Genomic DNA, 25,836 nt, shown 5'->3' with positions numbered 1-25,836 from the left:
TTGACAGTCGCGCTCAAGTGCCGTGTAACATATCACCCACTACAGGTCACAATGCAGTGAGGTTACGTGTCGAACACCATTCCCCAGTCCGATTCGCGAACGGCATCCAGACGCCCCGCCGTCAGCTCCGAGGCGTCCCGCCTCGCCTCTCTCGGTCCCGCCTCGGTGACGCTCACCGACGGACTTCTCGCTGAGTGGCAGCGCCGCAACCGCGAACAGACCCTTCCGCACAGCGTCGAGCAACTGCGCCTCGCGGGCAACCTCGACAACTTCCGCGCGGTCATCGACGGCGAATCGACGCCGTACCGAGGCCGCTACCCCTTCCTCGACACCGACGTCCACAAGACGCTCGAGGGAATCGCCTACGAGCTCGCTCGCGGCACCGCGACCGATGACGTGCGCGACTTCTATGAAGAAGCAGTCGAGCTCATCCAGAGCGCGCAGCGCCCGGACGGCTATCTCAACACCTACTACCAGGCCGACTCGATCGGCAAAGAGCCCTGGAGCGATCTCGCCTGGGGCCACGAGCTGTACACGCTCGGCCACCTGATCCAGGCCGCCGTCGCGGCATCGCGTCAGCTCGGTGACACGCGCCTGCTCGACGTGGCGGTGCGCTTCAGCGATCTCGTGTGGGAGCGCTTCGGCCCTGACACCGAGGAGAAACTCGCATTCTGCGGCCACCCCGAGGTCGAGATGGCCTTCGTGGAGCTCTACCGCGAGACCGACGACCGTCGCTACCTCGAGCTCGCCGACCTCATGGTCCGTCGCCGCGGCTACCAGACCGTCGAATCGAAGATCTTCACGAGCGAGTACTTCCAGGACCTCACGCCTTTCGTGAACCTCGACTCCGTCACAGGTCACGCCGTGCGCATGATGTACCTCGCCTCCGGGGCGACCGACGTCGCCATCGAGACGGGAGCCGACGACCTTCGCGCCGCCGTCCTGCACCTGTGGGACGACATGGTCGCGAGCAAGCTCTACATCACGGGCGGGCTCGGCAGCCGGCACTCCGACGAGGCGGTCGGCGACCGCTTCGAGCTGCCGAGTGAGCGGGCGTACAACGAGACCTGTGCGGCCATCGCCCTCATGCAGTGGGCATGGCGGATGCTTCTCGAGACGGGCGAATCGCGCTTTGCGGACATCTTCGAGATCGTGCTCTACAACGCCTTCGCCGTCGGGCTCTCCGACGACGGCTGCGCGTTCTTCTACGACAACCCGCTGCAGCGCCGCCCCGACCACCTGCAGCGCTCCGGCTACGAGAACGACGGACCGCTGCTGCGCCGCGCCTGGTTCGGATGCCCCTGCTGCCCGCCGAACATCGTGCGCTGGGTCTCCGAGCTGCAGGACCACGTCGCCGCGACCGACGACGACACGCTGTACGTCGCGACGCTCGCGGCATCCGACATCAGCCACCGCGGCCTCGACCTCTCGATCGAGAGCAGCTACCCGTGGCGGGGCGACGTCGTCGTCACGGTCCGCTCCGCCGAGAACGCGCCCGCGCTGGCGATCCGCGTTCCTACGTGGGCACGCACCGCAACCGTCACCCGCAACGGCGAACCGGTCACGGTGGCCGACGGCTGGGCGCGTATCGAGCGGCCGCAGCAGGGCGACAGCATCCGTCTCGACCTCGACCTTGCGCCACGCGCGTACGGGGCCGACCCACGAGTGGATGCCGTGCGCGGCAGTCTCGCCGTCGCACGCGGTCCGCTCATCTACTGCGCCGAGCAGCAGGACAACGACGCCGACCTCGACACGATCGTCGTCAGCCCCCGCGATGTGCGTGGCTTCGAACCCGAGACGTCACACATCGTCGCATCCGGACCCAGCGTGGTGCTCCGCGGAACCGTGAATACGGTGCCGCTCGAGGGCATGACGCTCTATCCGGAGCTCCGAGACGACGCCGACGGGGCCCCAGCTCCGACGGAATCGACGAGGCTCACACTCGTTCCCTACTTCCAGTGGGGCAACCGTGAGCCCCAGGCTATGCGCGTGTGGCTGCGCACGGTCTGACCCTTCCCCACCATCGGGCGATGTTGCCCGAACGACAAGAGAGTGAGCTCTCATGAAGAAATCCAAGATCGCGCTCGGCCTCGGCTTAGCCGCGGCACTCGCCCTGACGGGGTGCAGTTCCGGCGGCGGCGGGGCGAGCGAAGGCAGCTCGGGCGAGGCGGTGAAGGGCGGAACCCTTCACGTACTCGCGACGACCGACTTCTCGCACCTCGACCCTGCTCAGGGCTGGGACGGCGGAGTCAACAACTTCTACCGCCTCATCTACCGTCAGCTGACGATGTTCGCGGGCGGAGACTCGAAGGACCCGACCGAGATCGTTCCCGACCTCGCGACGGATCTCGGCACTCCGAACGAAGACAACACCGAGTGGACGTTCACGCTGAAGGACGACATCTACTTCCAAGATGGCTCCGAGATCACGAGCGAAGACGTCCGCTTCGGCGTGGAGCGCTCGCTCGACCCGGATATCGCGGTCGGCTCGCCCTACGCGAAGATCCTTCTCGAGGGCGCTGACGACTACGAGGGCGTCTACAAGGACGGACACCTCGACTCGATCGAGACGCCCGACGACAAGACGATCATCTTCCACCTGAACCAGCCGTACGCCGACTTCGGCAGTGCGGTCGCTCAGCCGGTCTACACGCCGTTCCCCGCGGACGGCGATGTCACGACCACGAGCATCGACAAGCAGCCGATCTCGTCCGGTCCGTACGTCGTGAGCGAGTACAAGCCGGGCAGCTCCATCGTGCTCGAGCGCAACGAGCACTGGGAGGCCTCGAGTGACGAGGTCCGCAAGGCATACCCGGACAAGTTCGTGTGGACACTCGGTCTCGACAACTCAACGATCGACGAGCGCATGATCGCCGACCAGGGCGATGACCAGAACGCTATCTCCGGCATCATCCTGGCCTCCTCGCTGTCACGCATTCAGGAGCCGTCGATCCAGGAGCGCACACTCGAGGGACTCAAGGGCTGCACCACCTACCTCGCGCTGAACACGACGAAGGAGCCGCTGAACGACCTCAAGGTTCGCCAGGCGATCTCCTACGCGATCGACAAGAAGTCTGTCCAGACCGCGACAGGTGGTCCGGCGCTCACGGACATCGCCAACACGATGCTCCCGCCGACCGTCAAGGGCCACCAGGACTTCGATCTCTACCCGAGCAAGGACAGCGAGGGCGATCCCGAGAAGGCCAAGGAGCTCCTGAAGGAAGCCGGATACGCAGACGGCTTCGAGCTGAGCCTCGACATGCGCGCGGTTCCCGTCACGCAGGCGCAGGCTGAGTCCATCCAGGAATCGCTCGGCAAGGCCGGCATCGATGTGAAGCTCAACGTCGTCGACACGGCGAAGTACTGGCAGATCATCGGAACCCCGAGCCAGCAGACGGATGCCGCCATCGCTGGATGGTGCCCCGACTGGCCGACCGGTGCCACGTTCCTCCCGCCGCTGTTCGAGGGCAGCCAGATCTTCGATCAGGGCAACTCCAACATCGCGCAGTTCGACAATGAAGAGGTCAACAAGCGCATGGCGGAGATCCGCAAGATGAAGGACGTCGACGAGGCCAACAAAGCCTGGGGTGAGCTCGACAAGCTGATCCTCGAGTCGGCTCCGGCTGTGCCGCTGACCTGGGAGAAGGCGGTGACTGTGACGGGCAGCAATATCGCCAACGCACACCTTCACGAAGGCTATTCAGGCGGTATCGACTACGCCGTCGTCGGCCTGAAGAGCGTGGACGAGTAGTCATATGTCTGCACCTGCGAGTGAGCTCGCGGGCGGCACGCGCAAGGGGGTGCTGTCGTCGCTCGACGGCGGCAGCGCCCCCAGTCCCGTCAAACGTGTTGTCGCCGCGCTGAGGAGCACACCATCCGTCGTCGTGAGCTTCGGATGGATCGTCTTCATCGTTCTTCTGGCTCTGGCAGCTCCGCTGCTCGAGCAGATCACGGGCATGAGCCCCTACGCTTACCACGAGAACGCGATCGATCCCGCGCTCGGCGGTCTTCCCGTCGGCCCCTGGGGCGGAGTCAGTGCTGAGCACTGGTTCGGCGTCGAACCCGGAAGCGGCCGCGACATCTTCATGCGCATCGCATATGGTGCGCAGGTGTCTCTGACGATCGCCGTCTCGGCCACGATCGTCACAACCACACTCGGTGTGGTCTTCGGCATGCTGGGTGGATTCTTCGGTGGCGTCATCGACCAGATCATCTCCCGGCTCATGGACTTCCTCATGGCCTTTCCAGCGCTCATCTTCATGATCGCCCTGCTCTCAGCACTGCCCGCGGGAAACAGACCATTGCTGCTGGTGATCGTGCTGAGCATCTTCGCGTGGCCGTATACGGCGCGCGTCATCCGTGGACAGACCATGTCGCTGCGCAACAGTGAGTTCGTCGAATCGGCACGAGCATCCGGCGCCAGCGCGGGCAGAATCGCGTTCAAAGAGATCCTGCCGAACCTGCGCGGAACGATCATCGTGCTCTCGACGCTGTCGGTCCCTCAGTACATCGGAACGGAAGCCGCGCTGTCCTTCCTCGGCGTCGGCGTCATTCCGCCGATGCCCTCCTGGGGTCAGATGATCGCAGCATCCGTCGCTTGGTACGCCGTCGACCCGATGTACTTCGTGATCCCTGGTCTGTTCCTCTTCTTCACGGTGCTCTCGTTCACCGTCGTGGGCGACCACCTGCAACGTCAGCTTGACGAGGGGGATGCTGCCTGATGCTGTTCTACATTCTCAAGCGCGTTGCCGCCGGTGCGATCGTTCTCTTCCTCATCACGGTCTTCACCTACACGGTCTTCTTTGTGCTGTCGCCTGACCCGGCGTACATGATCTGCGGCAAGACCTGCACGCCCGACCGCATCGCGGACATCCACGAGAAGCTCGGACTCGACAAGCCTTTCTGGGAGCAAGTCTGGATCTTCATCTCCGGCCTCTTCGTCGGGCGTGACTATGGTGAGGGCGTCAACGCTGTTCACTGCTCCGCTCCCTGCCTCGGCTACAGCTTCCAGACGAGCCAATCGGTGTTCGAGATGATCGTCCAGCGCCTGCCCGTCAGCGCGACGCTCGCCGTCGGAGCTGCTCTCCTCTGGCTCTTCGCCGGTATCGGTGGAGGACTCATCGGCGCCATCAAGAAGGGCACCTGGTGGGACCGCGGGATCATGGTCGTCGCGCTCTCCGGCATCAGCCTGCCGAACTATTTCGTGGCGCTCGCGCTGCAGTACATCCTTGTGGTCAAGCTGAAGTGGCTGCCGTTCCCACGAGCGGTTCCCTTCGCGGACGATCCACTGCAGTGGTTCCAGGCATACATCATGCCGTGGTTCGTGCTCGCGTTCATGTATGCGGCGATGTACACACGCCTCGTTCGCGCCAATGTGATCGACACGCTCGGACAGGGCTTCATCCGGACGGCTCGAGCCAAGGGGCTCGACCCGAACGTCGTGATGGGAAAGCACGCTCTTCGGCCCGCGCTCACGCCAGCGCTGACGCTGTTCGGCATGGACTTCGCCGCACTGCTCGGTGGGGCGCTGATCACCGAGACCGTGTTCGGCCTGAACGGCATCGGAAAGCTGACCGCAGACTCGATCACTCAGAATGACCAACCCGTCATCATGGCAGTCACGCTGCTCGCGGCCGCACTCGTGGTCGTGGCGAACATCATCGTCGATCTGCTGTACTCCGTTCTCGACCCGAGAGTGAGGGTGAAAGCACAATGAGTCGCCAGAAACGTTCGAAGAACGCGCCCAAGACCGGTTCGCTCAAGACCGTCTCGATTCCGATCAAGGGTTCGACACTGCTCGAGGTCGAGAACCTCACGATCACCTTCCCGACCGTCCGCGGCCCGGTCGACGTCGTCAAAGACTCGTCGTTCCGCATCGACCCGGGTAAGACGCTCGGCATCGTCGGCGAATCGGGTTCCGGAAAGTCCATGACGTCGCTCGCCATCATGGGGCTGCTGCCCGAGGGAGGCGAGGCGTCTGGCCGCATCCGCTTCTATGGTCATGACCTGCTCGACCGCAGCGATCGCGAGATGCGACGCGTGCGCGGAGACAAGATCGCGATGATCTTCCAGGACCCCCTGTCGTCGCTCAACCCGTACTACACGGTCGGCGTGCAGATCGCCGAGGCCTACCGCGCCCACCGCGGCGGATCGAAGGCCGCTGCGAAGAAGGTCGCCGTCGAGGCCATGCGGCGCGTCAAGATCGCCGACCCCGACCGCCGCGTCGACCACTACCCGCACCAGTTCTCCGGAGGAATGCGCCAGCGCATCATGATCGCCATGGCGCTGTGCCTCGAGCCGGACCTCATCATCGCCGACGAACCCACGACGGCGCTCGACGTGACGGTTCAGGCGCAGATCCTCGATCTCATGAAGGAGCTTCAGGAGGAGACGGGAACGGGGATGCTGTTCATCACCCACGATCTCGCGGTCGTGAGCGAAGTGGCCGACGAAGTGCTCGTCATGAAGGGCGGAGAGACGATGGAGCACGGCACTGCCGAGGAGATCTTCTCGAACCCGCAGTCGTCGTACACGAAGGCGCTGCTCGACGCGGTACCGCGCATCACCGACGTCGTCGGAGACATCAAGGGAGTGAGCCATGAGTGACGCGAAGACCCCACTGCTCGAGGCCCGACACCTCACGAAGACCTTCGTCACGCAGGGCAGCGGCGTCGTGTTCTCGGGCAAGAGCACGTTCACCGCTGTCGACGACGTGAGCTTCGCGGTGCAGCCGCGCGAGACGCTCGCGATCGTGGGCGAATCGGGTTCTGGGAAGTCGACGATGGCGCGCATCGCGGCGAAGCTGCTCGAGCCGACCGCGGGAAACGTGCTTCTCGACGGGGTCGACATGACCACGGCGAAAGGCAAGGACCTCGCGCACTTCCGCTCGAAGGTGCAGGTGGTCTTCCAAGACCCGTTCTCGTCGCTGAACCCCAAGCACACGGTCGAACGCATCGTCATGGCGCCGCTCGACTACCAGGGGGTGAAGCCGCCGAAGAAGCGCCGCGACTTCGTGCGCGATCTCATGGACCGCGTCGGCCTCAACCCCGACCACAGCCAGCGCTACCCGGGACAGTTCTCGGGCGGGCAGGCGCAGCGCATCGGCATCGCCCGGGCGCTCGCTGTGAGCCCGAGCCTCGTGGTCTGCGACGAGGCGGTCTCCGCGCTTGACGTTTCGGTGCAGGCCGTGGTCATCAACCTGCTGAAGGACCTCCAGCGCGAACGCGACCTGAGCTACATCTTCATCGCGCACGACCTCGCCGTGGTGCGGCACATCGCCGACTCCGTGGCCGTGGTGCACAAGGGCCAGATCGTCGAGCAGGGCGATCGCGACGCGATCTTCGACGACCCGCAGCACGACTACACGAAGTCGCTGCTGAGCGCGGTTCCGCAGATCAATCCCGAGTGGGAGGCCGCTCGCTTGGCGAACGCAGGGGAGAAGCATCCATGATCATTTCGACCTACACGATGCCGGGCGTCCGCGTCACCGACCACGACGTCGAGGTTCCCCTCGACTGGCAGGAGGATGCCGACTCGCGGACGATCCGCGTGTTTGCCCGCGAGTTCGTCGCCGCCGACCGCGCGGATGAGGACCTGCCGTGCATCGTCTACCTGCAAGGCGGTCCCGGCGGGAAATCGCCGCGGCCTGCCGATGCTTCCGGGTGGATCGGCGAGCTGCTGAAGACCCACCGGGTGATTCTGCCCGATCAGCGCGGAACCGGACGCAGCTCGCGCATCTCGGCACGCACGATCTCCGAGATCGACGGAGCCCGTGCGCAGGCGGAGTACCTCACGCACTTCCGCGCCGACTCGATCGTGCGCGATCTCGAGCACCTGCGCACCCACGAATTCGGGTCCGGACCGTGGGAGACTCTCGGGCAGAGCTACGGCGGATTCCTCACGCTCACCTACCTCTCGCAGGCACCCAAGGGACTCGCGGCCTGCTACGTCACCGGCGGGCTCGCGAGCATCGACCCGAGCGCCGCGGAGGTCTACCGCCGCACGTACCCGCGCACGGCCGCGAAGAACCGCGAGTTCCAGCGCCGCTACCCCGACGACATCGACACGGTGTCGCGCATCGCCGATCTGCTCAGCGCCGAGAGCGTGCTGCTGCCCGACGGCGACGAGCTGACGGTGCGACGCCTGCAGAGCCTCGGCATCGACTTCGGCATGAAGCCCGGCTTCGAGCGGATGCACTGGCTGCTCGACGAGGCCTTCGCCGAGGGCGACGACCGGCTCAGCGACACGTTCCTCGCGCAGGTGCTCGCGCGCAGCTCGTACGCCGACAACCCGCTGTTCGCCGTCATGCAGGAGACCCTGTACGGAACCGACGAGACCGGAGCGACGTCGTGGGCCGCGCAGGCGGAGCGTGAGCGGCATCCTGAATTCGCTGAAAGTGCCCGGCCGCTTCTTTTCACGGGCGAGATGATCTACCCGTGGATGTTCGAGGAGATCCGGCTGCTGAAGCCGTTCAGGGCTGCCGTCAAGCTGCTCGCCCGCAAGACCGACTGGGCTCCGCTCTACGACCTCGACCGGCTCGCGAGCAACGAGGTTCCGCTGGCCGCGGCCGTGTACTTCGACGACATGTACGTCGACTCGGGACTGCAACTCGACACCGCCAGCCGGGTCGGCAACGCCCGTGCCTGGGTGACGAACGAATACGAACACGACGGCATCGGCTCCGAGCGGGTCGTGCCGAGACTGCGCGAGATGGTCGCCGAATTCGGTGGCCCGCTGCGCACGGAAGGGAAGAGATGAGCAAGTCCGCATCGATGCCGCGGGGCAGCGACCCCCGCATGCCGCGCCTGACGCAGATCGACGCCTTCACCCGGTTCATGGGCGAGGGATGGGCGACGCCTGACCGCACGCCGACCACCGAGCCCGGCATCGCCGAGGCATCCGCCCAGCATCGCGACCGGCTGAGCGCCCAACTACCCGACCGCACCATCGTCGTGTTCTCGGGCACCGCCCCGACGCGGGCGAACGACACCGCCTACGACTTCCGCCCCGACAGCGGGTTCCTGTGGCTCACGGGCTGCCCCGCGGAGGACGCCGTCGTCGTGATGACGCCGCGCACCGGTGGGCACGACGCCGTGCTGTACGTGCCCGAGCCCGCCTACCCGGGCGACACGAACTTCTTCGGAGACGCCGCGCACGGCGAGCTCTGGGTGGGGCCCGCGCCCTCCCTCGAGGACTGGTCGCGCGCGCTCGACATCGAGGTGCGAGGGCGCCGCCAGCTCGAGAACGACATTGCGGATGCCGCGTCGAGCGACGTCGCCGGTCGCCTGGACACCGCAACGCTTCCGGCCGGGTACGCCGGCGTGCCGGCATCCCCCGACCTCGAACGCGTGCTGTCGGAACTGCGCATGTTCAAGGACGCGTGGGAGATCGCCCAGCTGCGCCGCGCCGTCGACGACACGATGGACGGGTTCGCCGCGGTCGTGCGCGAGATTCCGCGCGCCGTCGCCGGGGGAGGCGAGCGGTGGCTGCAGGGCACCTTCGACCGGCACGCCCGCACACGCGGCAACGGGCCCGGGTACTCCACGATCGTGGGGAGCGGCTCGCACGCGCCCATCCTGCACTGGGTGCGGTGCGACGGCGAGGTCACCGAGGGTGACGCGCTTCTGCTCGACATGGGTGTGGAAGGCCGCACCTATTACACGGCCGACGTCACACGGACCGTTCCGGTCTCCGGGCGGTTCTCGCCCGCGCAGCGCCAGGTGCACGACCTCGTCGAGAAAGCCCACCGTGCCGGCCTCGACGCCGTTCGGCCGGGCGGCAGGTTCAGCGACTTCCACGTCGTCATGATGGAGATCCTCGCGCGCGGGCTCGACGACTGGGGGCTCCTGCCCGTCTCGGTCGACGAAGCGCTGAGCGACCGCGGCCAGCACCACCGCCGCTACATCGTGTGCGGGGTCGGACACCACCTCGGACTCGACGTGCACGACTGCGCCCGAGCCCAGTACGACGCCTACCAGGGTGCTGAACTCGCCGACGGAATGGTGCTCACGGTCGAACCGGGGCTGTACTTCCACGCCTTCGACGAGACCGTGCCTCCGGAGCTCCGTGGCATCGGGGTGCGCCTCGAAGACGATATCTTGGTCACCAAGGACGCGTCTGAGGTTCTCTCCGATTCGATCCCCATCAGCGCCGACGGGGTCGAAGCGTGGGCGGCCGAACACCTGGGCGCGGAAGACTCTTAAGGAGACAGTCCGCATGACGACGAGTGCCATCCAGCCGGTGCCGCAGCAGTCGAGCCTGCGCGATTACGTGCAGCAGATGCTGTCGACCGGCATCATCTCCGGAGAGCTGGCGCCGGGAGAGCTGCTCACGGTGCCGACCCTCGCAGGCAAGTTCGGGGTGTCGGCGACGCCCGTTCGTGAGGCGATGCTCGGGCTCGTCAAACGCGGGTTCGTGGAGCCGGTGCGCAACAAGGGGTTCCGCGTCACGCACGTGAGCGAAGAGGGTCTGGCCGACATCGTCACGGTGCGTCAGATGCTCGAACCGCCGGCGATGTATGACCTCGCGGGAGTGTTTCCGAACGATCGGCTCGAGGAGATGCGGGCGATCGCGAACGCGATCGTGTCCGGCGCGGAGGGCGGCGATCTCGCCACCTATCTGCAGTCGGACCACAGCTTCCACATGACTTTGACGAGGATGCTCGGCAACCACGTCCTCGCCGAGGTCGTGGCCGATCTGAGGTCGCGCACCAGGCTCGTGGGTCTCGCGTCGATGATCAACACCGATCGTCTCGCGGAGTCCGCAGCGGAGCACCTCGACCTGCTGGATCTTCTCGCGGCGGGAGACCAGGAGGGAGCACGTGACCTCATGAGTCGGCACATCCACCACACGCTCGGCTGGTGGTCTGGCAAGGGCGAGGAGTCCGCGGACGCGTAGCGTCGCGCGGGCGCGCGCCGGACCCGACGCGCGTGTGCGCGCCGCATCCGTCACCCGTTCGTTCCCGCCGGGCCCCGCCCGCGCCGTCGCCCGGCCCCGCCCGCGTTCGGTGCGGTCGCGTCCCGCGTCCCGTGCCGCTCCGTCTCGTTCGGTGCCGTCCTGCCGTGCCACGTCCCGCGCCGAAAGGAGCACCTGTCAATAATGGCTACGAAACGACGGAAAACGTGACCACTTTTGACGTCGGTCAACGGATGCGACGGGCACGGAGGGCGGGCATTCGGGCGCGGCAGACCGCGCCGGCGGGTTGCCGCAGAACCGGTGCGCTACACAAATGGAACCGCGCTACACAAACGGGACCGCGCTACACAAACGGGACCGCGCTACAGAAGCGGCACTGCGCTACAGGAATTCCTGTAGCGCAAGCCCGAACAAATAGCGCGGTGGGGAGTGAGCGGGGGACGCGGGCGGAGATGAGACGGGGAGCGAGCGGGGGATGAGGTGGGGGATGAGCGCGAATGCACTTTTCATTTTCTAGAATGTGTGACATATTACATATGACAGGGCTCACGACGAGGAGGGCAGCATGAGCGACGAGCGCACGACGGCAGACGTCGTCGTCATCGGCGCCGGCATCGTCGGTGCAGCCATCGCCCGCGCGCTCGGCCGTGAAGGTCAGCGCGTCGTCGTGCTCGAACGCGGCGCAGCCGTCTCCGGAACAAGCGCGCAAGGTGAGGGGAACCTGCTCGTCTCCGACAAGGCACCGGGCTTCGAGCTCGAACTCGCTCTTCACGCGAACCGCCGCTGGGTCGAGCTGGCCGCAGAGCTCCGCGATGAGCTCGGCCCCGACTTTCCGGACATCGAATTCGAACGCAAGGGCGGCGTCGTCGTCGCGACGACCGAGCAGGGCGCAGAGCCCCTCAAGGACTTCGCGCGCAGCCAGGCCGAGGCCAGCGTCGACGCGCAGATCATCGACCTCGACGAGGCGCTGAAGCTCGAACCGCACATCAACCCCGCGATTACGGCGGCCGTCGCCTACCCGCAGGACTCCCAGGTGCAGCCGGTCATCGCGACCGAGGCGCTTCTCGCCTCCGCGCGTCGCGCCGGAGTCGAGGTGCGCTGCAGCGTCGAGGTTCTCGGAGGCCTGTACGACGGACACGCTGGAGACCGTCTCATGCAGAAGGATGCCGCCGGACGACGTCTCACGGGCGTGCGCACGACGCGGGGCGACGTGACCGCGGCATCCGTCATCAACGCCGCCGGACCCTGGGGCGCGGAGGTCGCGAGCCGTCTCGGCGTGAGCCTGCCCGTGCGTCCGCGCCGCGGCGTTGTGCTCGTGACTACGCGCATGCCGCATCGCATCTTCCACAAGGTGTACGACGGCGACTACTTCGGGGCGACGCAGTCGAACGATGCCGCCCTCCAGACCTCGAGCGTCATCGAGTCCACCGCGGCCGGCACCGTTCTCATCGGTTCGAGCCGCGAGCAGATCGGCTTCGACCCTCGCATCCGTGCCGAGGTGATCGCGGAGATCGCCGCCAAGTCGACGCGGGTCTTCCCCTTCCTCCGCGACGCGAGCGTGATGCGCGCGTACGGCGGGTTCCGCCCGTTCATGCCCGACCACCTGCCCGTCATCGGGCCGGACCACCGCCTGCCGGGACTCTGGCACGCGACCGGTCACGAGGGCGCCGGCATCGGGCTGTCGATTTCGACCGCAGACCTGGTCGCCGACCTGTACGCCGGGCGCGAGCCAGGCATCCCGGCCGAGCCGTTTAGCCTCGCCCGACCCTCTCTCGCCCCGCACCTCACGGAAGGAGCCGTCGCATGACCGCGCACCGCATGCCCGCCGAGCGCGACCCCATCGGGCGCGTCGACGCCGCTCCCGTGACGATCACCGTGGACGGCGAGACGCTCTCCGGCAGCGCCAGCACCATCGGCGGCATCCTGCTCGAAAACGGACGCGACTCGTGGCGCACGTCCAGCCGCGACCGTCGGCCCCGCGGAATCTTCTGCGGGATCGGGGTCTGCTACGACTGCATCCTCACCGTGAACGGTGAGCGTGACGTGCGCGCCTGCCAGCGCCGCGCCTGCGAGGGCGACGTCGTCGAGCTGCAGAGCGAGACTAGACCGGATGCCGCTGAGGCTGCCGCCCGCGAGGACGGAGACGCCGAATGAGCATCGTCATCATCGGAGCCGGACCCGCGGGACTCGCCGCCGCGCGCTCCGCACTGCGCGCGGGAGCCCACGTCACGCTGCTCGACTCCGCCGACCAGATGGGCGGCCAGTTCTGGCGGCACGTTCCCGAGAGCGTCGAGACGAAGAACGAGCGGATGCTCCACCACAAGTGGTCGCTGTTCACCGCTCTGCGGTCCGAGGTCACCGCGCATCCGAACTGCGAGATCGTGATGGGCGCGCAGGTGTGGCTGCTCGAGCAGCGCGAAGGCGCGGCTCCGCTGGTGCACGCGCACATCGGTACCGTCGACGCGGGCGGACGCACCACGCGCACGTTCGAGCCGGACGCGCTCGTGCTCGCGACCGGCGCCCACGACCGCACGCTGCCGTTCCCCGGGTGGACACTCCCGGGCGTCTACACCGCGGGCGCCGCGCAGGCCATCGCGAAGTCGGAGCGCATCGCCCTCGGCTCGCGGGTCGTCGTCGCTGGCGCCGGTCCGTTCCTGCTCCCCGTCGCGCAGTCGCTCGCCCTCACCGGCGCGCACGTGCTCGGGGTGTACGAGGCGACGCCAACCGCTTCGCTGCTGCGCGGCTGGGCCACGAAGCCGTGGGAGCTCACGGCCGCCGCGGGCAAGGCCGGCGAGCTCGCAGGCTACGTCGCGGGGCACGTGCGGCACCGCATCCCGTATCGCACGGGTCACGCCGTCATCGAAGCGCACGGGACCCGCCGCGTCGAGGTCGTCACAATCGCTCGAGTCGACGAGACCTGGGCGCCCATTCCGGGCACCGAGACGATGGTCGAAGCGGATGCCGTGTGCGTCAGTCACGGATTCACACCGCGCCTCGAACTCGCCGTCGCCGCGGGCTGCGGCATCCGCCTTGATCGCTTCGTCGAGGTGGATGCCGACCAGCGCACGACCGTTCCCGGCGTCTACGCTGCCGGCGAGCTCACGGGCGTCGCCGGGGCGGACTCCGCTGTCGCCGAGGGGGCCATCGCCGGCTACGCGGCGGCGCAGACTGCGCTCAGCTCCACTGCCGGGGCGACGAGCTCGAGCGCCGCAGCACCGAGTGCCGCCGCTCGCGCCGCCACCTCCGACTCGACGCTCGGCCGCGACATCGCGCGCAGCCGCCGCAGCCGCGACCGGTTCATCGCCTTCGGCCGCCGCCTCGACGCGGTCCACGGGCCGAAGTCCGGCTGGCGGCGCTGGATGCGCCCCGACACCACCGTGTGCCGGTGCGAAGAGGTCACGAACGGTGAGCTCACCGGCATCCGAACGCAGACGGCCTCGTGCGGACTGCGCTCCCTCAAACTCTCGACCCGTGCCGGACTCGGCATCTGCCAGGGCCGCATCTGCGGCCGCACGGTCGAAGAACTGCTCGGCGGAAACTTCGCCGACGGCGTCACCACCGACCGGCGCCCCATCGTCTCCCCGGTCAGGATCGGCGATCTTGCCGCATCCGACCACCACACACCCACAGTGAAAGGTAACCAATGAGCGAGAAATTCGATCTCGGCGGCGTCGTCGTCGCGACGACCCTGCCCTTCAAGGAGGACGCGAGCGCACCGGCTGGCCTCGCCGTCGACTACGACAAGTTCGCAGAGCACTGCAACTTCCTCATCGAGAATGGATGCCGCGGCGTCGGCCCCAACGGGTCCCTCGGAGAGTACTCGTCCCTCACCGATGAGGAGCGCCGCAAGGTCATCCAGGTCGCCGTCGAGGCGGTCGGCGGACGCGGCATCGTCGTCGCAGGTGTGCACGGCGTCGGCTGGCACCAGGCGGTGCAGTGGGCCGAGTACGCGAAGGAAGACGGCGCGGACGGCGTGCTCTGCCTGCCTCCGACGATCTACCGCGCCAACCGCAACGAGATCATCGAGCACTACACCAAGGTCAACGAGGTCGGCCTGCCGATGATGCTCTACAACAACCCCCTCGACACCAAGGTCGACCTGACGCCGGACCTCATCGCCGAGCTGAACAAGCTCAGCAACGTGGTTGCGGTCAAGGAGTTCTCCACCGACATCCGCCGCGTGCTCGACATTCAGGATGCGTGCGACATTCAGGTCGTGGCTGGCGCGGATGACCTGCTGTTCGAGTCGCTCGTCGCGGGCGCTGTGGGCTGGTTCGCCGGCTACCCGAACGTCTTCCCGAAGGAATCGGCGGAGATCTGCGAGCTCGTGTACGCGGGCAAGATCGACGAGGCGCGCAACCTCTACCGTGAGCTGCGCCCCGTGTTCTGGTGGGACTCCGAGACCGAGTTCGTCCAGGCGATCAAGCTCTCGCAGGACATCGCGGGCAACACGTTCGGCGGCAAGACCCGACCGCCGCGTGGCCCGCTCTCGCCCGAGCAGGTCGAGGGCGTCACGCGCGACACCAAGCGCGCCCTCGACTACATCGCGAGCCGCTAGGGTTTCACGCATGAGGACAAGCCGTGTGATCACCGCGGTCGATTCACACACCGAGGGGATGCCGACGCGCGTCGTCACCGGCGGCGTCGGCGTCATCCCCGGCGCGACCATGAACGAGAAGCGCCTGCACTTCATGGAGCACATGGATGAGGTGCGGCAGTTCCTGATGAACGAGCCGCGGGGTCACTCGGCCATGAGCGGATCGATTCTGCAGCCGCCCACCCGGGACGACTGCGACTGGGGCGTCGTGTACATCGAGGTCTCGGGATGCCTGCCCATGTGCGGGCACGGCACGATCGGCACGGCGACCGTCCTCGTCGAAACAGGCATGGTCGAGGTTGTCGAGCCGGTCACGACGATCAGGCTCGACACCCCGGCCGGCCTCGTCATCGCGCGCGTCGCGGTGAGCGATGGCCACGCGGACTCGGTCACGATCGAGAACGTTCCGAGCTTCGTCGATCGCTTGGATGCCGTCGTCACGGTGCCCGGCCTCGGCGACGTTCCCTATTCCCTCGCGTTCGGGGGAAACTACTACGCCATGGTGAACCTCGACGACGTCGGACTGCCGTTCGACCGGTCTCGTCAGCAGGAGATCCTCGATGCGGGACTCCGCATCATGGACGCCATCAACGAGACCGCCGCTCCGCGGCATCCATTCATCACCGGGCTCGACCACTGCCACCACGTCGAGTTCATCGCCCCCGGGTCCGACGCTCGCCTCTCGCGCCACGCGATGGCGATTCACCCGGGCTGGTTCGACCGGTCGCCCTGCGGCACCGGAACCTCGGCGCGCATGGCCGAGCTCTGGGCGCGCGGCGAACTCGCACTCGACACCGACTTCGTCAATGAGTCGTTCATCGGCAGTCGCTTCGTGGGTCGGCTCGTCGCCGAGACCGAGGTGGCGGGCACACCGGCCGTCGTGCCGACGATCACCGGGCGCGCCTGGGTCACCGGGATGGGGCAGTACATGCTCGACCCGAGCGACCCGTTTCCGACAGGCTTCGTGTTCTAGGAGGACAAATGACCACAGAATCACGCGCTGCAACCGCGAGCGTCGACCAGATCGCCGAGGACGCCGACCGCGCGTTCCGCGAGCTGAAGCGCATCGCGCCGGCCGACCGCGCCCGTGCGATCGTCGCGGCCGCCGACGCTCTCGAGCAGAACGCCGACAGTCTCGTGCCTATCGGCATGGAGGAGACCGGTCTCGCGGAGGGCCGCCTGCGCGGTGAGCTGAAGCGCACCGCAGTGCAGCTTCGTCTTTTCGCCGATACGGTCGTCAACGGCACGTACCTCGATGTGCGTATCGACGCCGCCGACCCGGACTTCGCGCTGGGGCCGCGGCCGGATGTGCGTCGCTACCTGCGGGCCGTCGGACCGGTGATCAACTTCGCGGCGAGCAACTTCCCGTTCGCGTTCTCGGTCGCCGGCGGTGACACCGCGGCAGCTCTGGGTGCCGGGTGCTCGATCGTCGTGAAGACGCACTCGGGGCACCCGCGGCTGTCTGAGGCGACGGCATCCGTCATCGCTGGCGCCCTGGAGGGCGCTGGCCTGCCGAAGCACGTGTTCCAGACGATCTCGGGGCAGGAGCGCGGGGTCGAACTGCTGAAGCACCCGCTCATCGCGGCCGGTTCGTTCACCGGGTCGATCAAGATCGGCAGGATGCTCGCAGACATCGCCGCTGCTCGCCCGAAGCCCATTCCGTTCTACGGTGAGCTTGGCAGCGTGAACCCAGTGTTCGTGACGGCCGAGGCTGTCGCCGAACGAGCCGGGGAGATCGCGTCTGGTCTCGTGACCAGCGTCGGAGGCTCCGCGGGGCAGCTGTGCACCAAGCCGGGCTTCGTGTTCGTTCCCGACGTGGCTGCTCTCGAGCAGGGCATCGTCGATGCCGCGTCCGGATCTGCGGCTCACCGCATGCTCAACCCGCGCATCGCCGATGGCTACAGCGACCGTCGTGATGCGATCCTGGCGGTAGAAAGCGTTCGCGCCGTTGTCGAGGGCTCGATCGAGCGCGACGACGACGGCCAGGGCTGGGTCACTCCGACGATCGTGGCGACCGATGTAGCGACGTTGGAGAAGCAGTGGGATGCTCTCGGAGACGAGAGCTTCGGCCCGCTGACGATCCTCGTCGAGTATTCGGATGCCGACGACCTCGGGCGTCTTGCGGAGGAGCGGTTCCCGGGCAACCTGACCGCGACCGTGCACCACGCCGAGGGTGAAGCGTCCGATCAGATGAAGAACCTCGTGGCTGTGCTCTCCGAGACCGCCGGTCGTGTGCTGTTCAACGGATGGCCGACCGGAGTCGCGGTGACTCCCGCGATGCAGCACGGTGGCCCGTGGCCCGCGACGACGAACGACTCGAACACGTCGGTCGGAACGGCCGCGATCACGCGGTTCCTCCGCCCCGTCGCGTACCAGAACGCCCCGCAGGCCGTGCTTCCGGAGCCGTTGCAGGACGGCAACCCGTGGAGCGTTCCGCAGCGGCACGCGCCCGCTGGCGAGTCGACCAGCTGGGGAAACGCCGCGCGCTGACCTGCAGCTCAAAAGGAAAAACGCACGTCCACAGGACGAATCTCGCGATTCTCTCCTCTGGACGTGCGTTTTTCCTGTGGAGTTGCCGCTTCGCCGGAGTTAGAGTCGGCGTCCGGCCAAAAAGTACGTGAGCGGCCCCGCGAAGTCGATGAGCGAGATCAGGCGCCAGGCTCGTTTGGATGCCGTGAGCTCACGCTCGTCGCGCTTTGCGATGTCCGCGTGGGCCGCTCCGGTGAGGGCCAGCTGGATGGCAACCAGCACCACCAGGAACGTCTTCTGGCCGCCGCTGAGGTCTTTCCACTTCTTGTTCTTCGCCATACTCCGAATCTACGCCTGTGAAATGAACAGGGTGCAATGCGCCGGTCCAAGTACTCAGGTCCTGCACCCCAGGTCCTGCACCCCAGGTCCTGCACCCCAGGTCCTGTTCCTGCACCCGGTTCGTGTTCATTCAGTAGGAGATGTGCGCTCAAGTAGGACGAAATCGCGAAAAACGTCCTACCTGAGTGCACATTTCCTACCTGGTGCACGTGCCATCCAGTACATTTCCTACCTGGTGCACGTGGGAGCCACCGGATCGCCTGCCCGGTGCGGCCCTCAGTAGAGGCGCTCACTCGCGATGCGCGCGCCCTCGCCCAGCGTCTCGAGCTTGGCGACCGCGATCTGCGGGTGGATGCGTCCGCCCAGGCCGCAGTCGGTCGAGGCGATGACGTTCTCGCGACCGACGACTGTGGCGAACCGTTCGATGCGCTGCGCCACGAGCTCAGGGTGCTCGACCACGTTCGTCGCGTGGCTCACGATGCCAGGAATGATGACCTTGCCTTCGGGCAGCTTTGTGTCCTGCCACACCGTCCACTCGTGTTCGTGACGCGCGTTCGCCGCCTCGAACGAGTACCCACCGGCGTTGATGGAGAGCATCGTATTGACGAGGTGCTTCATCTCAAGATCCGTCGTGTGCGGCCCGTGCCAGCTGCCCCAGCAGAGGTGGAAGCGCACCTGCTCCTCGGGAATCCCGCGCAGCGCATGGTTGAGCGCTTCAACGCGGATGCGCGTGAACGCCAGGTAGTCCTCGACCGTCGGCTCAGGGTTCACCTGGTCCCAGTTCTCGGCGATCGAGGGGTCGTCGATCTGCACGACGAGCCCCGCGTCGGTGATCGCCTTGTATTCTTCGCGCAGCACGTCGGCCCACGCCCAGATGAACTCCTCTTCCGTCTCGTAGTAGCGGTTGCCGATGCGGCTGGCTGAGCCCGGAGACAGCGCCGTGATGAATCCCTCAGAGAGGTCGGATGCCGCAAGAGCCTGCTTCAGGTTGGCGATGTCGGTCTGCAGGGCATCCTGTCCTGTATAGCTCAGCGGTGCCGTACACGTGGGGAACGCCGTCGCGTTCTTGCCGAGCGCGATACCGCTCGTGGGGTCCTGGTACGCCTCGGCGAAGCGCGTCCAGTCGCGGCGGTCAGCGAAGCTCGTGAGGCGCACATTGCCCGGCTCGCTGCGTACCGGCTCGGAGTCGATCGGGTTGAACTCGGTCAGCTCGAGGCCCGCCGTGCGTTGGAAAGAATACGTCCACCAGGCGCCGTAGTCGACCGCGTTCGACATGGCCTTGCCGTACTCGCCATCGTTCGGAACGTCGATTCCCGCGGCCTTCTGCCGAGCGACGATGTCTGCGACGGCATCCGCCCTCAGCTTCTCGAACTCGGGAGTGCTCGTCAGGGTGAACCCGTCGTCTGAGAACGTGCGCGCTTCGTTCGCGGCAATGAGCTCGGGCGTGCGCGGCAGACTGCCGGCGTGACTGGTGAGAATGCGGTCGGTACTGTGACGCATGATTCCTCGCTTCTGGAGCCCAGGCGGACTCCGGTCGATGGTCGACGATCATCCGCAGGCAGTGCCCCGAGGGGCGCGAGGCTTCGCATGTGTGCACTGCGTTGTTCCAGATTAGAAGAGCGCAAGGATGCCGTGAAACGGAACGTAACCTTTCGCAACGTGGCCCTGCCATTCCGACACCGCGAGCACGCACATGGGGAGGGACCCGCGGCTCTGGGGAGGGGAGCCGTACCCATGGCGGCCCCGTCACGCCGATCATAGCCTTTCTCTATGTCTCGCCGTCTGCTCTGGATTCCGATCTTCATCGTCGCCGCCGTGGTGGGCGCCGCGGTGTTCATCGCCGCTGTCTTCGGCATCGTCGGTATCGTGGACTCCGGGCGGGAGCACAAGCCGAACCCGACACAGCCCCACCCCGATGCTTTCACGCCTGAAGAAGTGTCTGTCGCGGCATCCGCCCAGAAAGACGGTACTCTCGCGGTAACGGCGACGCTCGTGTTCGACACCCCGAAGGGCAGCGACGATCCGCTGTACTGGTACCTCGGAGCAGCGCGCATCGGCTGGGAGTCCAGCGAGCGCCACGCTCAGTACGTCGTTCTTCCGACCGCCACTAAGGTGACGGGAGTGGTGCTCACAGACGACGGCGCCGGTGAAGCGTTGACCGTGGAGAAGGATGATTCCAAGGTCGACGACCCACTGCGCGACGATGTCGTCTACCGGTTCGTTCCGAAGAACGAGTGGACCGAGGGGCGCCATGCGGTCGAGATCAGCTACGTTCTCGAGGGCGTGCACGTGGAAGTGGGCGGGACCGATCTCATGGTTCTTCCGCTGCAGTTCGTGAGCGGGCCGAACCGTGCCGTGAACTACCGACGTGCCGATGTCGGAGAGGGCAACACGATCCAGTGCATGTCCAACAACATCACCTTCAAACTCGATGACACGTGCGCCGCCCTCGAGGGCGCGAGCGAGGATGCCGAGTCCACGGTGTCATGGGCGGACGACGGCACGGGCTCCGTCGACGCGATCGCCTTCGCGACCCCGGATGTGGTCACTGTAGACCCGGAGCCCGTGACCCGAAGGGAGAAATGATGAGCATGAGGATGCTCGCGGCCGCAGCGCTCGCCGCAGCGACGCTTCTGACGGGCGCTGTCTCTGCCGCAGCGAACGTTCCTGCAGCGGTCCCGTCGACCGCCGGAACCGAGACCTCGAACGAGGTGACGATCGCGGCCGACGGCACCTACCAGGTGGTCTTCCGACAGGAGGTGGATGTCCGGCGCAGCACGTATTTCGCATTCGGTGGAACGATCCATGACGGGTTCCGGCTTCCCGACGACGATGGGGTCATTCCGCCGTACCTGCGCGCCGACTATGCGGCACCCGAAGCGGCGATCGAGGGCTCGCCTGTGGCGGCTGCGTTCGACATCTACGAGCACGAGGTGTCGATCGAGATCGGTGACGATTTTGACGAGGGCATCCACAGCGCGACCATCCGCTATGACGTGACGAACGCGGCCGTGCCGACGAGCGACGGGTACGTCGTCTACATTCGCCCGCTCGATGGCGGGTCTCTGACGATCACCGCGGATGATGAGATCACGGGTGTCGAGTGCGTCGGCATTCCACCGGAAGCGACGACCTGCGGTCGAGAGGTCGACGGTGCGTGGGTCTTCGAGCCGCATCAGTACGACGCCGACGCCTACGGAGTGGCAGGAGCTGTGAAGGTCTTCGTGAAGGGGGATGCTTCAGGCATCCCTGACCCGAACATCGATCGCGAGTGACCGGAGGAGAGATGAGCAAAGCAAGTGATGCGCTCAAGGCCTGGGTTGAGGATGCCAAGGCGAAGCCCGACTCGGCGAGGGTCCATGGCCCGAAACCGCAGGATCTCGCAGCAGGCTTCGCGCGACTGTCTGACGATGAGCGGCAGCGGCTTCTCACGCTGATGCACGATCGTGTTCTGCGTGCGCGAGGCCTTGTTGTTCAGGCGATCGGGTCGTCGAGGCCGACGCGCGCCACGAAAGTGAGCGAGTCTTTGTCGTCCACAGGCAGTGGAGATCTTGAGTTATCCACAATGCCCGTTTGACCTGGGATTATCAAACGTCCAATGTCAGTGGCTCCTGCTTGACTATGGACATGCACAACTCAGCTCTCGATGCCAGCAGCGCAGCCGGCGAGGCCGACGCCGCTGCCGTTCGCATCGCTGAAGATGTGCTCTCCGCAGCCGCAGAACTGACTGCCGTCGACCCCGCAGAACTGTCGCCCGAGACACTCCTCAAATACACCGGCCTCCTCGGCAATATCGGACGCCTGATCGAGGGCCGCCAGGTTCTCAATGTCGGCGACATCGCTCGACGCTCTGACACGGATGCCGGCATGGAGGGGCTTGCCGCCAGACACGGATCCGCGAGTCCGACTGCCCTCTTCGAGAAGATCACCGGCGTCAAGAACTCCACCGCTTACCGCTACACGAGCGTCGCCAAGCACACAGCACCTCGAGTGTCAGACACGGGCCTTCCGCTTCCCGCTGTCTTCGAGCAGACAAGCGAGGCACTCAGTGAAGGAACAATAGGGTTGGATGCCGCTGAAGCGCTCACCTCCACTCTTGCAACTGTTCTTCCCCGCGCGGTTCCCGAACACGTCGACGAGGCTGAAGCACTGCTGCTCGGCAACGCCACGGGTGCATTCGGAAAGGTGCCGGTCGCCGCAGACAACCTGCGCCTCCAGGCGAAAGCCTTTTGCACTGCCCTCGACCCCGACGGCGTCGAACCCACAGATGAAGAGCTGCATCAGTCCAGACGCCTCAACCTCCGCAGTCGCCCCGACGGCACAATGAGCATCAGCGGAGTTCTGTCACCGCACCAAGCGGCGATCATCACCCGGTCTTCGACGCATACATGTCGTCTCGAACCGGACCAGGGTTCGTCGACACCGAAGAGTTACGAGACCGCGGCAAAGAAGAAGAGAAGCGTTCTCGCGCCCAGGAGCGCGCAGACGTCTTCACCTCAATGATCGGCGGTGTCGGAAAGCTCGAGTCGACACCCAAGCTGCACGGGCGAGGCCCGACAGTTCTTGTCACCGTTCGCGATGAAGATCTCCGCGCTGGCACAGGCGCAGCCTGGTCACCAGGCACACCGGAGCCGCTGCCGATGGCGTTCGTACGCCAGGCCCAGTGCGATGGCGACACCGTGGAAGTGACGCTCGATGGCAACGGTCAGGTCACGAAGATCGGTACACCGCAACGACTGTTCACGCCACAGCAGCGTCTCGCGCTCATCGCCCGAGACGGCCCGACCTGCATCGTCGACGACTGCTCTATTCCCGCGTGGCTCTGCGAAGCACACCACGTCGACGGCTGGGCGAACGGCGGCCGCACCGACGTCTCGAACGGCGTTCTCGTCTGCTGGTTCCACCACCGCCTCATCGAACGCGGGGAGTGGACGATCATCGCCGACGGCAAAGGTAGTCCGCGGGTCGTGCCGCCGCACTGGTACGTCAACCGCAAATACCTCGGGCGGCGTCGCCCTCCAGAGAGCGGCCGAGATATCTAGCCGTGCTCCTGAGCGCGGCGGCCCCATCCTCAAGACACACGAGACACACGTCTCGCTGTGAGGGCTGCCTCTGTGCTTGCGGCCGGTGTTGGTCTCTCAACACCGGCCGAACCTCAGCTCATTCGTTGATGGTGCTGACAGGGGCTTCCGGTTTCGCCTTATCTTGGTGAACCGGAACGGTCACAGCAGCAGGAACAGTCCAAAAGAAGATGGTCGTCGCAGCCAACGCGAGCACCGCAAAGTAGATGAGCCCGGAAAGGCCAAGACCATGAAGCCACGGTGTCGCCGGAATGACGACTGCCGCTGCCAGTACAGTCGCGACCCCAAAAGCCACTCCTCGTCGACGCGCCGACAGATCAGACGTCCACCTCCACCGCACCGAGACAAGAGTGATGCCGATCATCACAACGACATTCGCAGCCATACCGACCCACACCGGATGGATACCGAGGTAGAACTCTGTCGGTGACCAAACCCCCCAGTGATACCAGAGGAGGCCAGAGGCAAAGCCCGCAACCATTGCAGGAATAGCCGCTCGTCGAGGCGCGAGAGGCCAGAAGAACGCAGCAAGAACAGGCGCGAGAGTGGCCCCGTTGCGCAACGTCCACGCCAGTACGTTCCACCAGGCCGCCTGCTCCGTTCGAAGAAAAGCGAAGCCGATCATGAGACCCGTGAGAAGCACGAGAGACCACCGGGTGTAGCGGACGAGCTGCGCTTCAGTTGCATTCGGCCGAATCGCACGCCCCACATCTCGACCGAGACTCGTCGCGCCCGAGAACTGGCACGGACCCGCCCAGCCGAGTGCACACGCCCAAATGCCCAAGAAGAACACACCCGTGAGAGGAGCGGGTAGAACCTCGGCGATGTAGTGCGGGGTCGCCACCAGTGGCAGAGCTTCATTCGGTACGACGACAGCAGCGGCAGTTCCCAGCAGCACCCCGAGCAGAATGAGAGGGAGCCCAAGGCCCGCCGCGATAAACAGCCCCTTCTGCCCCTCTTCGGGCGTCCGGCACGACAGACTCATCTGGAAGGCTGCCTGAGCAAGAAGCACGTTCACGACAAAGGTTCCGAACCAGGCCGCGATCAGGGTGACGCCAGCGCTCAATGGATCCACCATCTCTGGACGCGAGATCGCGAGGTCTGCCAGACCATCGACACCCGGATTGATCACAAACGCCAGAACTCCGACAACGAGCATCGCGAGAAAGACGAGGCAGTTCATCGTCTGGGTGAATGCCACCGCTCGCATGCCGCCCGCCCACAGAAAGAAGAGCAGAAGGAGGGCGGTCACCGCGATAGCCGCATAGATCGACAGCGAGGTGAACGCGTGAAGTGCAGACGCGAACGCGATCGCTGTCGCCACAGACCACATCGGAAAAGTGAACGCAGTGATCGCTCCGGAGATCCCCTGAGCCAGACGTCCGAAGCGCTCACCGATGATTCCGGTCACGGTGACGACCAGTCGTTCACGCAGCGGCTTGACGAGCAGCAGTGCAATCAGAATCACCTGCACGGTCTCAGCAACGCCGTACCAGACCGCCGAGATTCCCGTTCGGTAGCTCAGCTCCATGATCGAGATGAAACTCGACCCGGAGAACAGACCAGTGATGCAGAACGCCACGGTCCACTTGCTGAAGCTGCGTCCGCCAACGAAGAAGCTCGCTATTGCTTGATCAGATGAGGCACCCCGACGTTGCAGTGCGCGTCCGACGACAACCAGTGCGATCGTGTACGCGATGGCGAGCCCGATCGTCCACAGCCCGGGAGCAGTCATTGCTGGCCCTCAATCGCGTTGGGCCGAACAGCAACAGGGGCGACAAACTGCCAGTCGATCGCGAAATCGACGCCGGCGTCACGCACAAGGTTGATTGCCGGACACCGCTTTTCGCTCAGGTTCACAAGCTCGGAACGGTCCTGCTCATCGGCATCCACGTCGATCTGTATCGTCAGCGTGTAGTCCGTGAAATGAGGCGACACATCGGCCGTGCCCTCGAAACCCCGCACATCCATGTGCGCATGAGACGCAGTCTTAAGCGCGCGCACTGTGAGGCCGAGCTCGGCGGCGACGGTCTCGATGACGACCGTGATACACCCGTTCAGGGCTCCGGCGACGAACTCCATCGGAGTCGGGGCGCTATTGGTGCCTCCGACTCGTTTCGGTTCGTCTGTGCGAAACGAGAACTCGCGAATGCTGACATCCGTCGTCATGCTGCCGAGCCATGTTCCCGCTGCATGAACTGATTTCAGCTTCGGCGTTTCGGAGATCGAATTTGAGAGTGTCATTGTGACCTCGGAGTTAGTGTGCTGATGGGCTGGAGCGAGGCGCTGGATCTGGTGCGATCGCAACGGAACGTGCGCCTGACGATGGTGAGAGATGATGGGTGCCGCGAGCGTGGCGCGTCAGCTGAGCGTAAACGCCCGTAAACATTTTTCGAAGCGCACTGAGTCACAATGCGCAATACAGCACGCGGGGCG

23 protein-coding genes are annotated in these 25,836 nt (G+C 65.8%); 19 read left to right on the top strand and 4 right to left on the bottom strand.

Annotated elements, in window-relative coordinates:
* The first annotated feature begins 66 nt into the window (after positions 1 to 66).
* The 15 genes from ACSAGD_RS13210 to ACSAGD_RS13140 all read left to right on the top strand — a co-directional run bounded on the left by ACSAGD_RS13210 (position 67) and on the right by ACSAGD_RS13140 (position 18,001).
* Positions 67 to 2,010 carry a glycoside hydrolase family 127 protein gene (locus ACSAGD_RS13210; protein ID WP_437583229.1) on the top strand — a complete coding sequence of 648 codons (1,944 nt, stop codon included), beginning with the start codon at positions 67 to 69 and terminating at the stop codon, positions 2,008 to 2,010.
* 52 nt (positions 2,011 to 2,062) lie between these two features.
* Positions 2,063 to 3,751 carry an ABC transporter substrate-binding protein gene (locus ACSAGD_RS13205; protein WP_437583228.1) on the top strand — a complete coding sequence of 563 codons (1,689 nt, stop codon included), beginning with the start codon at positions 2,063 to 2,065 and terminating at the stop codon, positions 3,749 to 3,751.
* Between the two features lie 4 nt (positions 3,752 to 3,755).
* The gene (locus ACSAGD_RS13200; protein WP_437583227.1) at positions 3,756 to 4,721 is read left to right on the top strand and encodes an ABC transporter permease; all 966 of its coding nucleotides are present in this window, start codon (positions 3,756 to 3,758) and stop codon (positions 4,719 to 4,721) included.
* The gene (locus tag ACSAGD_RS13195) at positions 4,721 to 5,716 is read left to right on the top strand and encodes an ABC transporter permease (RefSeq protein WP_437583226.1); all 996 of its coding nucleotides are present in this window, start codon (positions 4,721 to 4,723) and stop codon (positions 5,714 to 5,716) included. Before ACSAGD_RS13200 ends, ACSAGD_RS13195 begins: the two co-directional genes overlap by 1 nt.
* On the top strand, positions 5,713 to 6,606 hold the full coding sequence (locus tag ACSAGD_RS13190) for an ABC transporter ATP-binding protein (RefSeq protein WP_437583225.1): 894 nt from the start codon (positions 5,713 to 5,715) through the stop codon (positions 6,604 to 6,606). The genes ACSAGD_RS13195 and ACSAGD_RS13190 overlap by 4 nt, the downstream gene beginning before the upstream one ends.
* Positions 6,599 to 7,450 carry an ABC transporter ATP-binding protein gene (locus tag ACSAGD_RS13185; RefSeq protein ID WP_437583224.1) on the top strand — a complete coding sequence of 284 codons (852 nt, stop codon included), beginning with the start codon at positions 6,599 to 6,601 and terminating at the stop codon, positions 7,448 to 7,450. Before ACSAGD_RS13190 ends, ACSAGD_RS13185 begins: the two co-directional genes overlap by 8 nt.
* Positions 7,447 to 8,757 (top strand): alpha/beta fold hydrolase, encoded by a 1,311-nt coding sequence (locus tag ACSAGD_RS13180; RefSeq protein ID WP_437583223.1) that lies wholly within the window; start codon positions 7,447 to 7,449, stop codon positions 8,755 to 8,757. Before ACSAGD_RS13185 ends, ACSAGD_RS13180 begins: the two co-directional genes overlap by 4 nt.
* On the top strand, positions 8,754 to 10,202 hold the full coding sequence (locus ACSAGD_RS13175; RefSeq protein WP_437583222.1) for an aminopeptidase P family protein: 1,449 nt from the start codon (positions 8,754 to 8,756) through the stop codon (positions 10,200 to 10,202). Before ACSAGD_RS13180 ends, ACSAGD_RS13175 begins: the two co-directional genes overlap by 4 nt.
* Before the next feature lie 13 nt (positions 10,203 to 10,215).
* Entirely contained in the window at positions 10,216 to 10,896 is a 681-nt protein-coding gene (locus tag ACSAGD_RS13170) for a GntR family transcriptional regulator (RefSeq protein WP_437583221.1), read from the top strand.
* Between the two features lie 583 nt (positions 10,897 to 11,479).
* Positions 11,480 to 12,721, top strand: coding sequence for an NAD(P)/FAD-dependent oxidoreductase (locus ACSAGD_RS13165; RefSeq protein ID WP_437583220.1), 1,242 nt, complete (start codon positions 11,480 to 11,482; stop codon positions 12,719 to 12,721).
* Positions 12,718 to 13,068 carry a (2Fe-2S)-binding protein gene (locus tag ACSAGD_RS13160; protein ID WP_437583219.1) on the top strand — a complete coding sequence of 117 codons (351 nt, stop codon included), beginning with the start codon at positions 12,718 to 12,720 and terminating at the stop codon, positions 13,066 to 13,068. Before ACSAGD_RS13165 ends, ACSAGD_RS13160 begins: the two co-directional genes overlap by 4 nt.
* A complete protein-coding gene (locus ACSAGD_RS13155; RefSeq protein ID WP_437583218.1) occupies positions 13,065 to 14,561 on the top strand; it encodes an FAD-dependent oxidoreductase in 1,497 nt (498 codons plus the stop codon). The genes ACSAGD_RS13160 and ACSAGD_RS13155 overlap by 4 nt, the downstream gene beginning before the upstream one ends.
* Positions 14,558 to 15,472: a dihydrodipicolinate synthase family protein gene (locus tag ACSAGD_RS13150; RefSeq protein ID WP_437583217.1), complete on the top strand. Its 915-nt coding sequence runs from the start codon at positions 14,558 to 14,560 to the stop codon at positions 15,470 to 15,472. The genes ACSAGD_RS13155 and ACSAGD_RS13150 overlap by 4 nt, the downstream gene beginning before the upstream one ends.
* Before the next feature lie 10 nt (positions 15,473 to 15,482).
* Complete coding sequence (locus ACSAGD_RS13145; protein ID WP_437583216.1) at positions 15,483 to 16,484, top strand: proline racemase family protein; 1,002 nt, start codon at positions 15,483 to 15,485, stop codon at positions 16,482 to 16,484.
* An 8-nt stretch (positions 16,485 to 16,492) separates the two neighbouring features.
* Positions 16,493 to 18,001, top strand: a complete 1,509-nt coding sequence (locus ACSAGD_RS13140) for an aldehyde dehydrogenase (NADP(+)) (RefSeq protein WP_437583215.1) — start codon at positions 16,493 to 16,495, stop codon at positions 17,999 to 18,001.
* A 99-nt stretch (positions 18,002 to 18,100) separates the two neighbouring features.
* Here ACSAGD_RS13140 and ACSAGD_RS13135 read toward each other — a convergent pair whose 3' ends face one another.
* Both ACSAGD_RS13135 and ACSAGD_RS13130 read right to left on the bottom strand, forming a co-directional pair.
* On the bottom strand, positions 18,101 to 18,319 hold the full coding sequence (locus ACSAGD_RS13135; protein WP_437583214.1) for a hypothetical protein: 219 nt from the start codon (positions 18,317 to 18,319) through the stop codon (positions 18,101 to 18,103).
* Between the two features lie 276 nt (positions 18,320 to 18,595).
* A complete protein-coding gene (locus tag ACSAGD_RS13130) occupies positions 18,596 to 19,819 on the bottom strand; it encodes a cobalamin-independent methionine synthase II family protein (RefSeq protein WP_437583213.1) in 1,224 nt (407 codons plus the stop codon).
* A 270-nt stretch (positions 19,820 to 20,089) separates the two neighbouring features.
* Between ACSAGD_RS13130 and ACSAGD_RS13125 the strand changes: the two genes are divergently transcribed.
* The 4 genes from ACSAGD_RS13125 (at position 20,090) to ACSAGD_RS13110 (ending at position 23,361) form a co-directional block, all read left to right on the top strand.
* Positions 20,090 to 20,905 (top strand): DUF2207 domain-containing protein, encoded by an 816-nt coding sequence (locus ACSAGD_RS13125; RefSeq protein WP_437583212.1) that lies wholly within the window; start codon positions 20,090 to 20,092, stop codon positions 20,903 to 20,905.
* A complete protein-coding gene (locus ACSAGD_RS13120; protein WP_437583211.1) occupies positions 20,902 to 21,594 on the top strand; it encodes a hypothetical protein in 693 nt (230 codons plus the stop codon). Before ACSAGD_RS13125 ends, ACSAGD_RS13120 begins: the two co-directional genes overlap by 4 nt.
* Before the next feature lie 352 nt (positions 21,595 to 21,946).
* A complete protein-coding gene (locus tag ACSAGD_RS13115; RefSeq protein ID WP_437583210.1) occupies positions 21,947 to 22,822 on the top strand; it encodes a DUF222 domain-containing protein in 876 nt (291 codons plus the stop codon).
* Positions 22,819 to 23,361, top strand: coding sequence for a DUF222 domain-containing protein (locus tag ACSAGD_RS13110; RefSeq protein ID WP_437583209.1), 543 nt, complete (start codon positions 22,819 to 22,821; stop codon positions 23,359 to 23,361). The genes ACSAGD_RS13115 and ACSAGD_RS13110 overlap by 4 nt, the downstream gene beginning before the upstream one ends.
* Before the next feature lie 118 nt (positions 23,362 to 23,479).
* Here the strand turns inward: ACSAGD_RS13110 and ACSAGD_RS13105 are convergent, their stop codons facing one another.
* The gene (locus ACSAGD_RS13105; protein ID WP_437583208.1) at positions 23,480 to 25,135 is read right to left on the bottom strand and encodes a sodium:solute symporter family protein; all 1,656 of its coding nucleotides are present in this window, start codon (positions 25,133 to 25,135) and stop codon (positions 23,480 to 23,482) included.
* Complete coding sequence (locus ACSAGD_RS13100) at positions 25,132 to 25,644, bottom strand: OsmC family protein (protein ID WP_437583207.1); 513 nt, start codon at positions 25,642 to 25,644, stop codon at positions 25,132 to 25,134. Before ACSAGD_RS13100 ends, ACSAGD_RS13105 begins: the two co-directional genes overlap by 4 nt.
* Positions 25,645 to 25,836: the final 192 nt, after the last annotated feature.

It is taken from the genome of Paramicrobacterium salitolerans (genome assembly GCF_051513965.1).
In the GTDB taxonomy this organism is placed as follows: Bacteria; Actinomycetota; Actinomycetes; order Actinomycetales; family Microbacteriaceae; genus Paramicrobacterium.
This window is presented reverse-complemented; position numbering and strand designations above follow the sequence as displayed.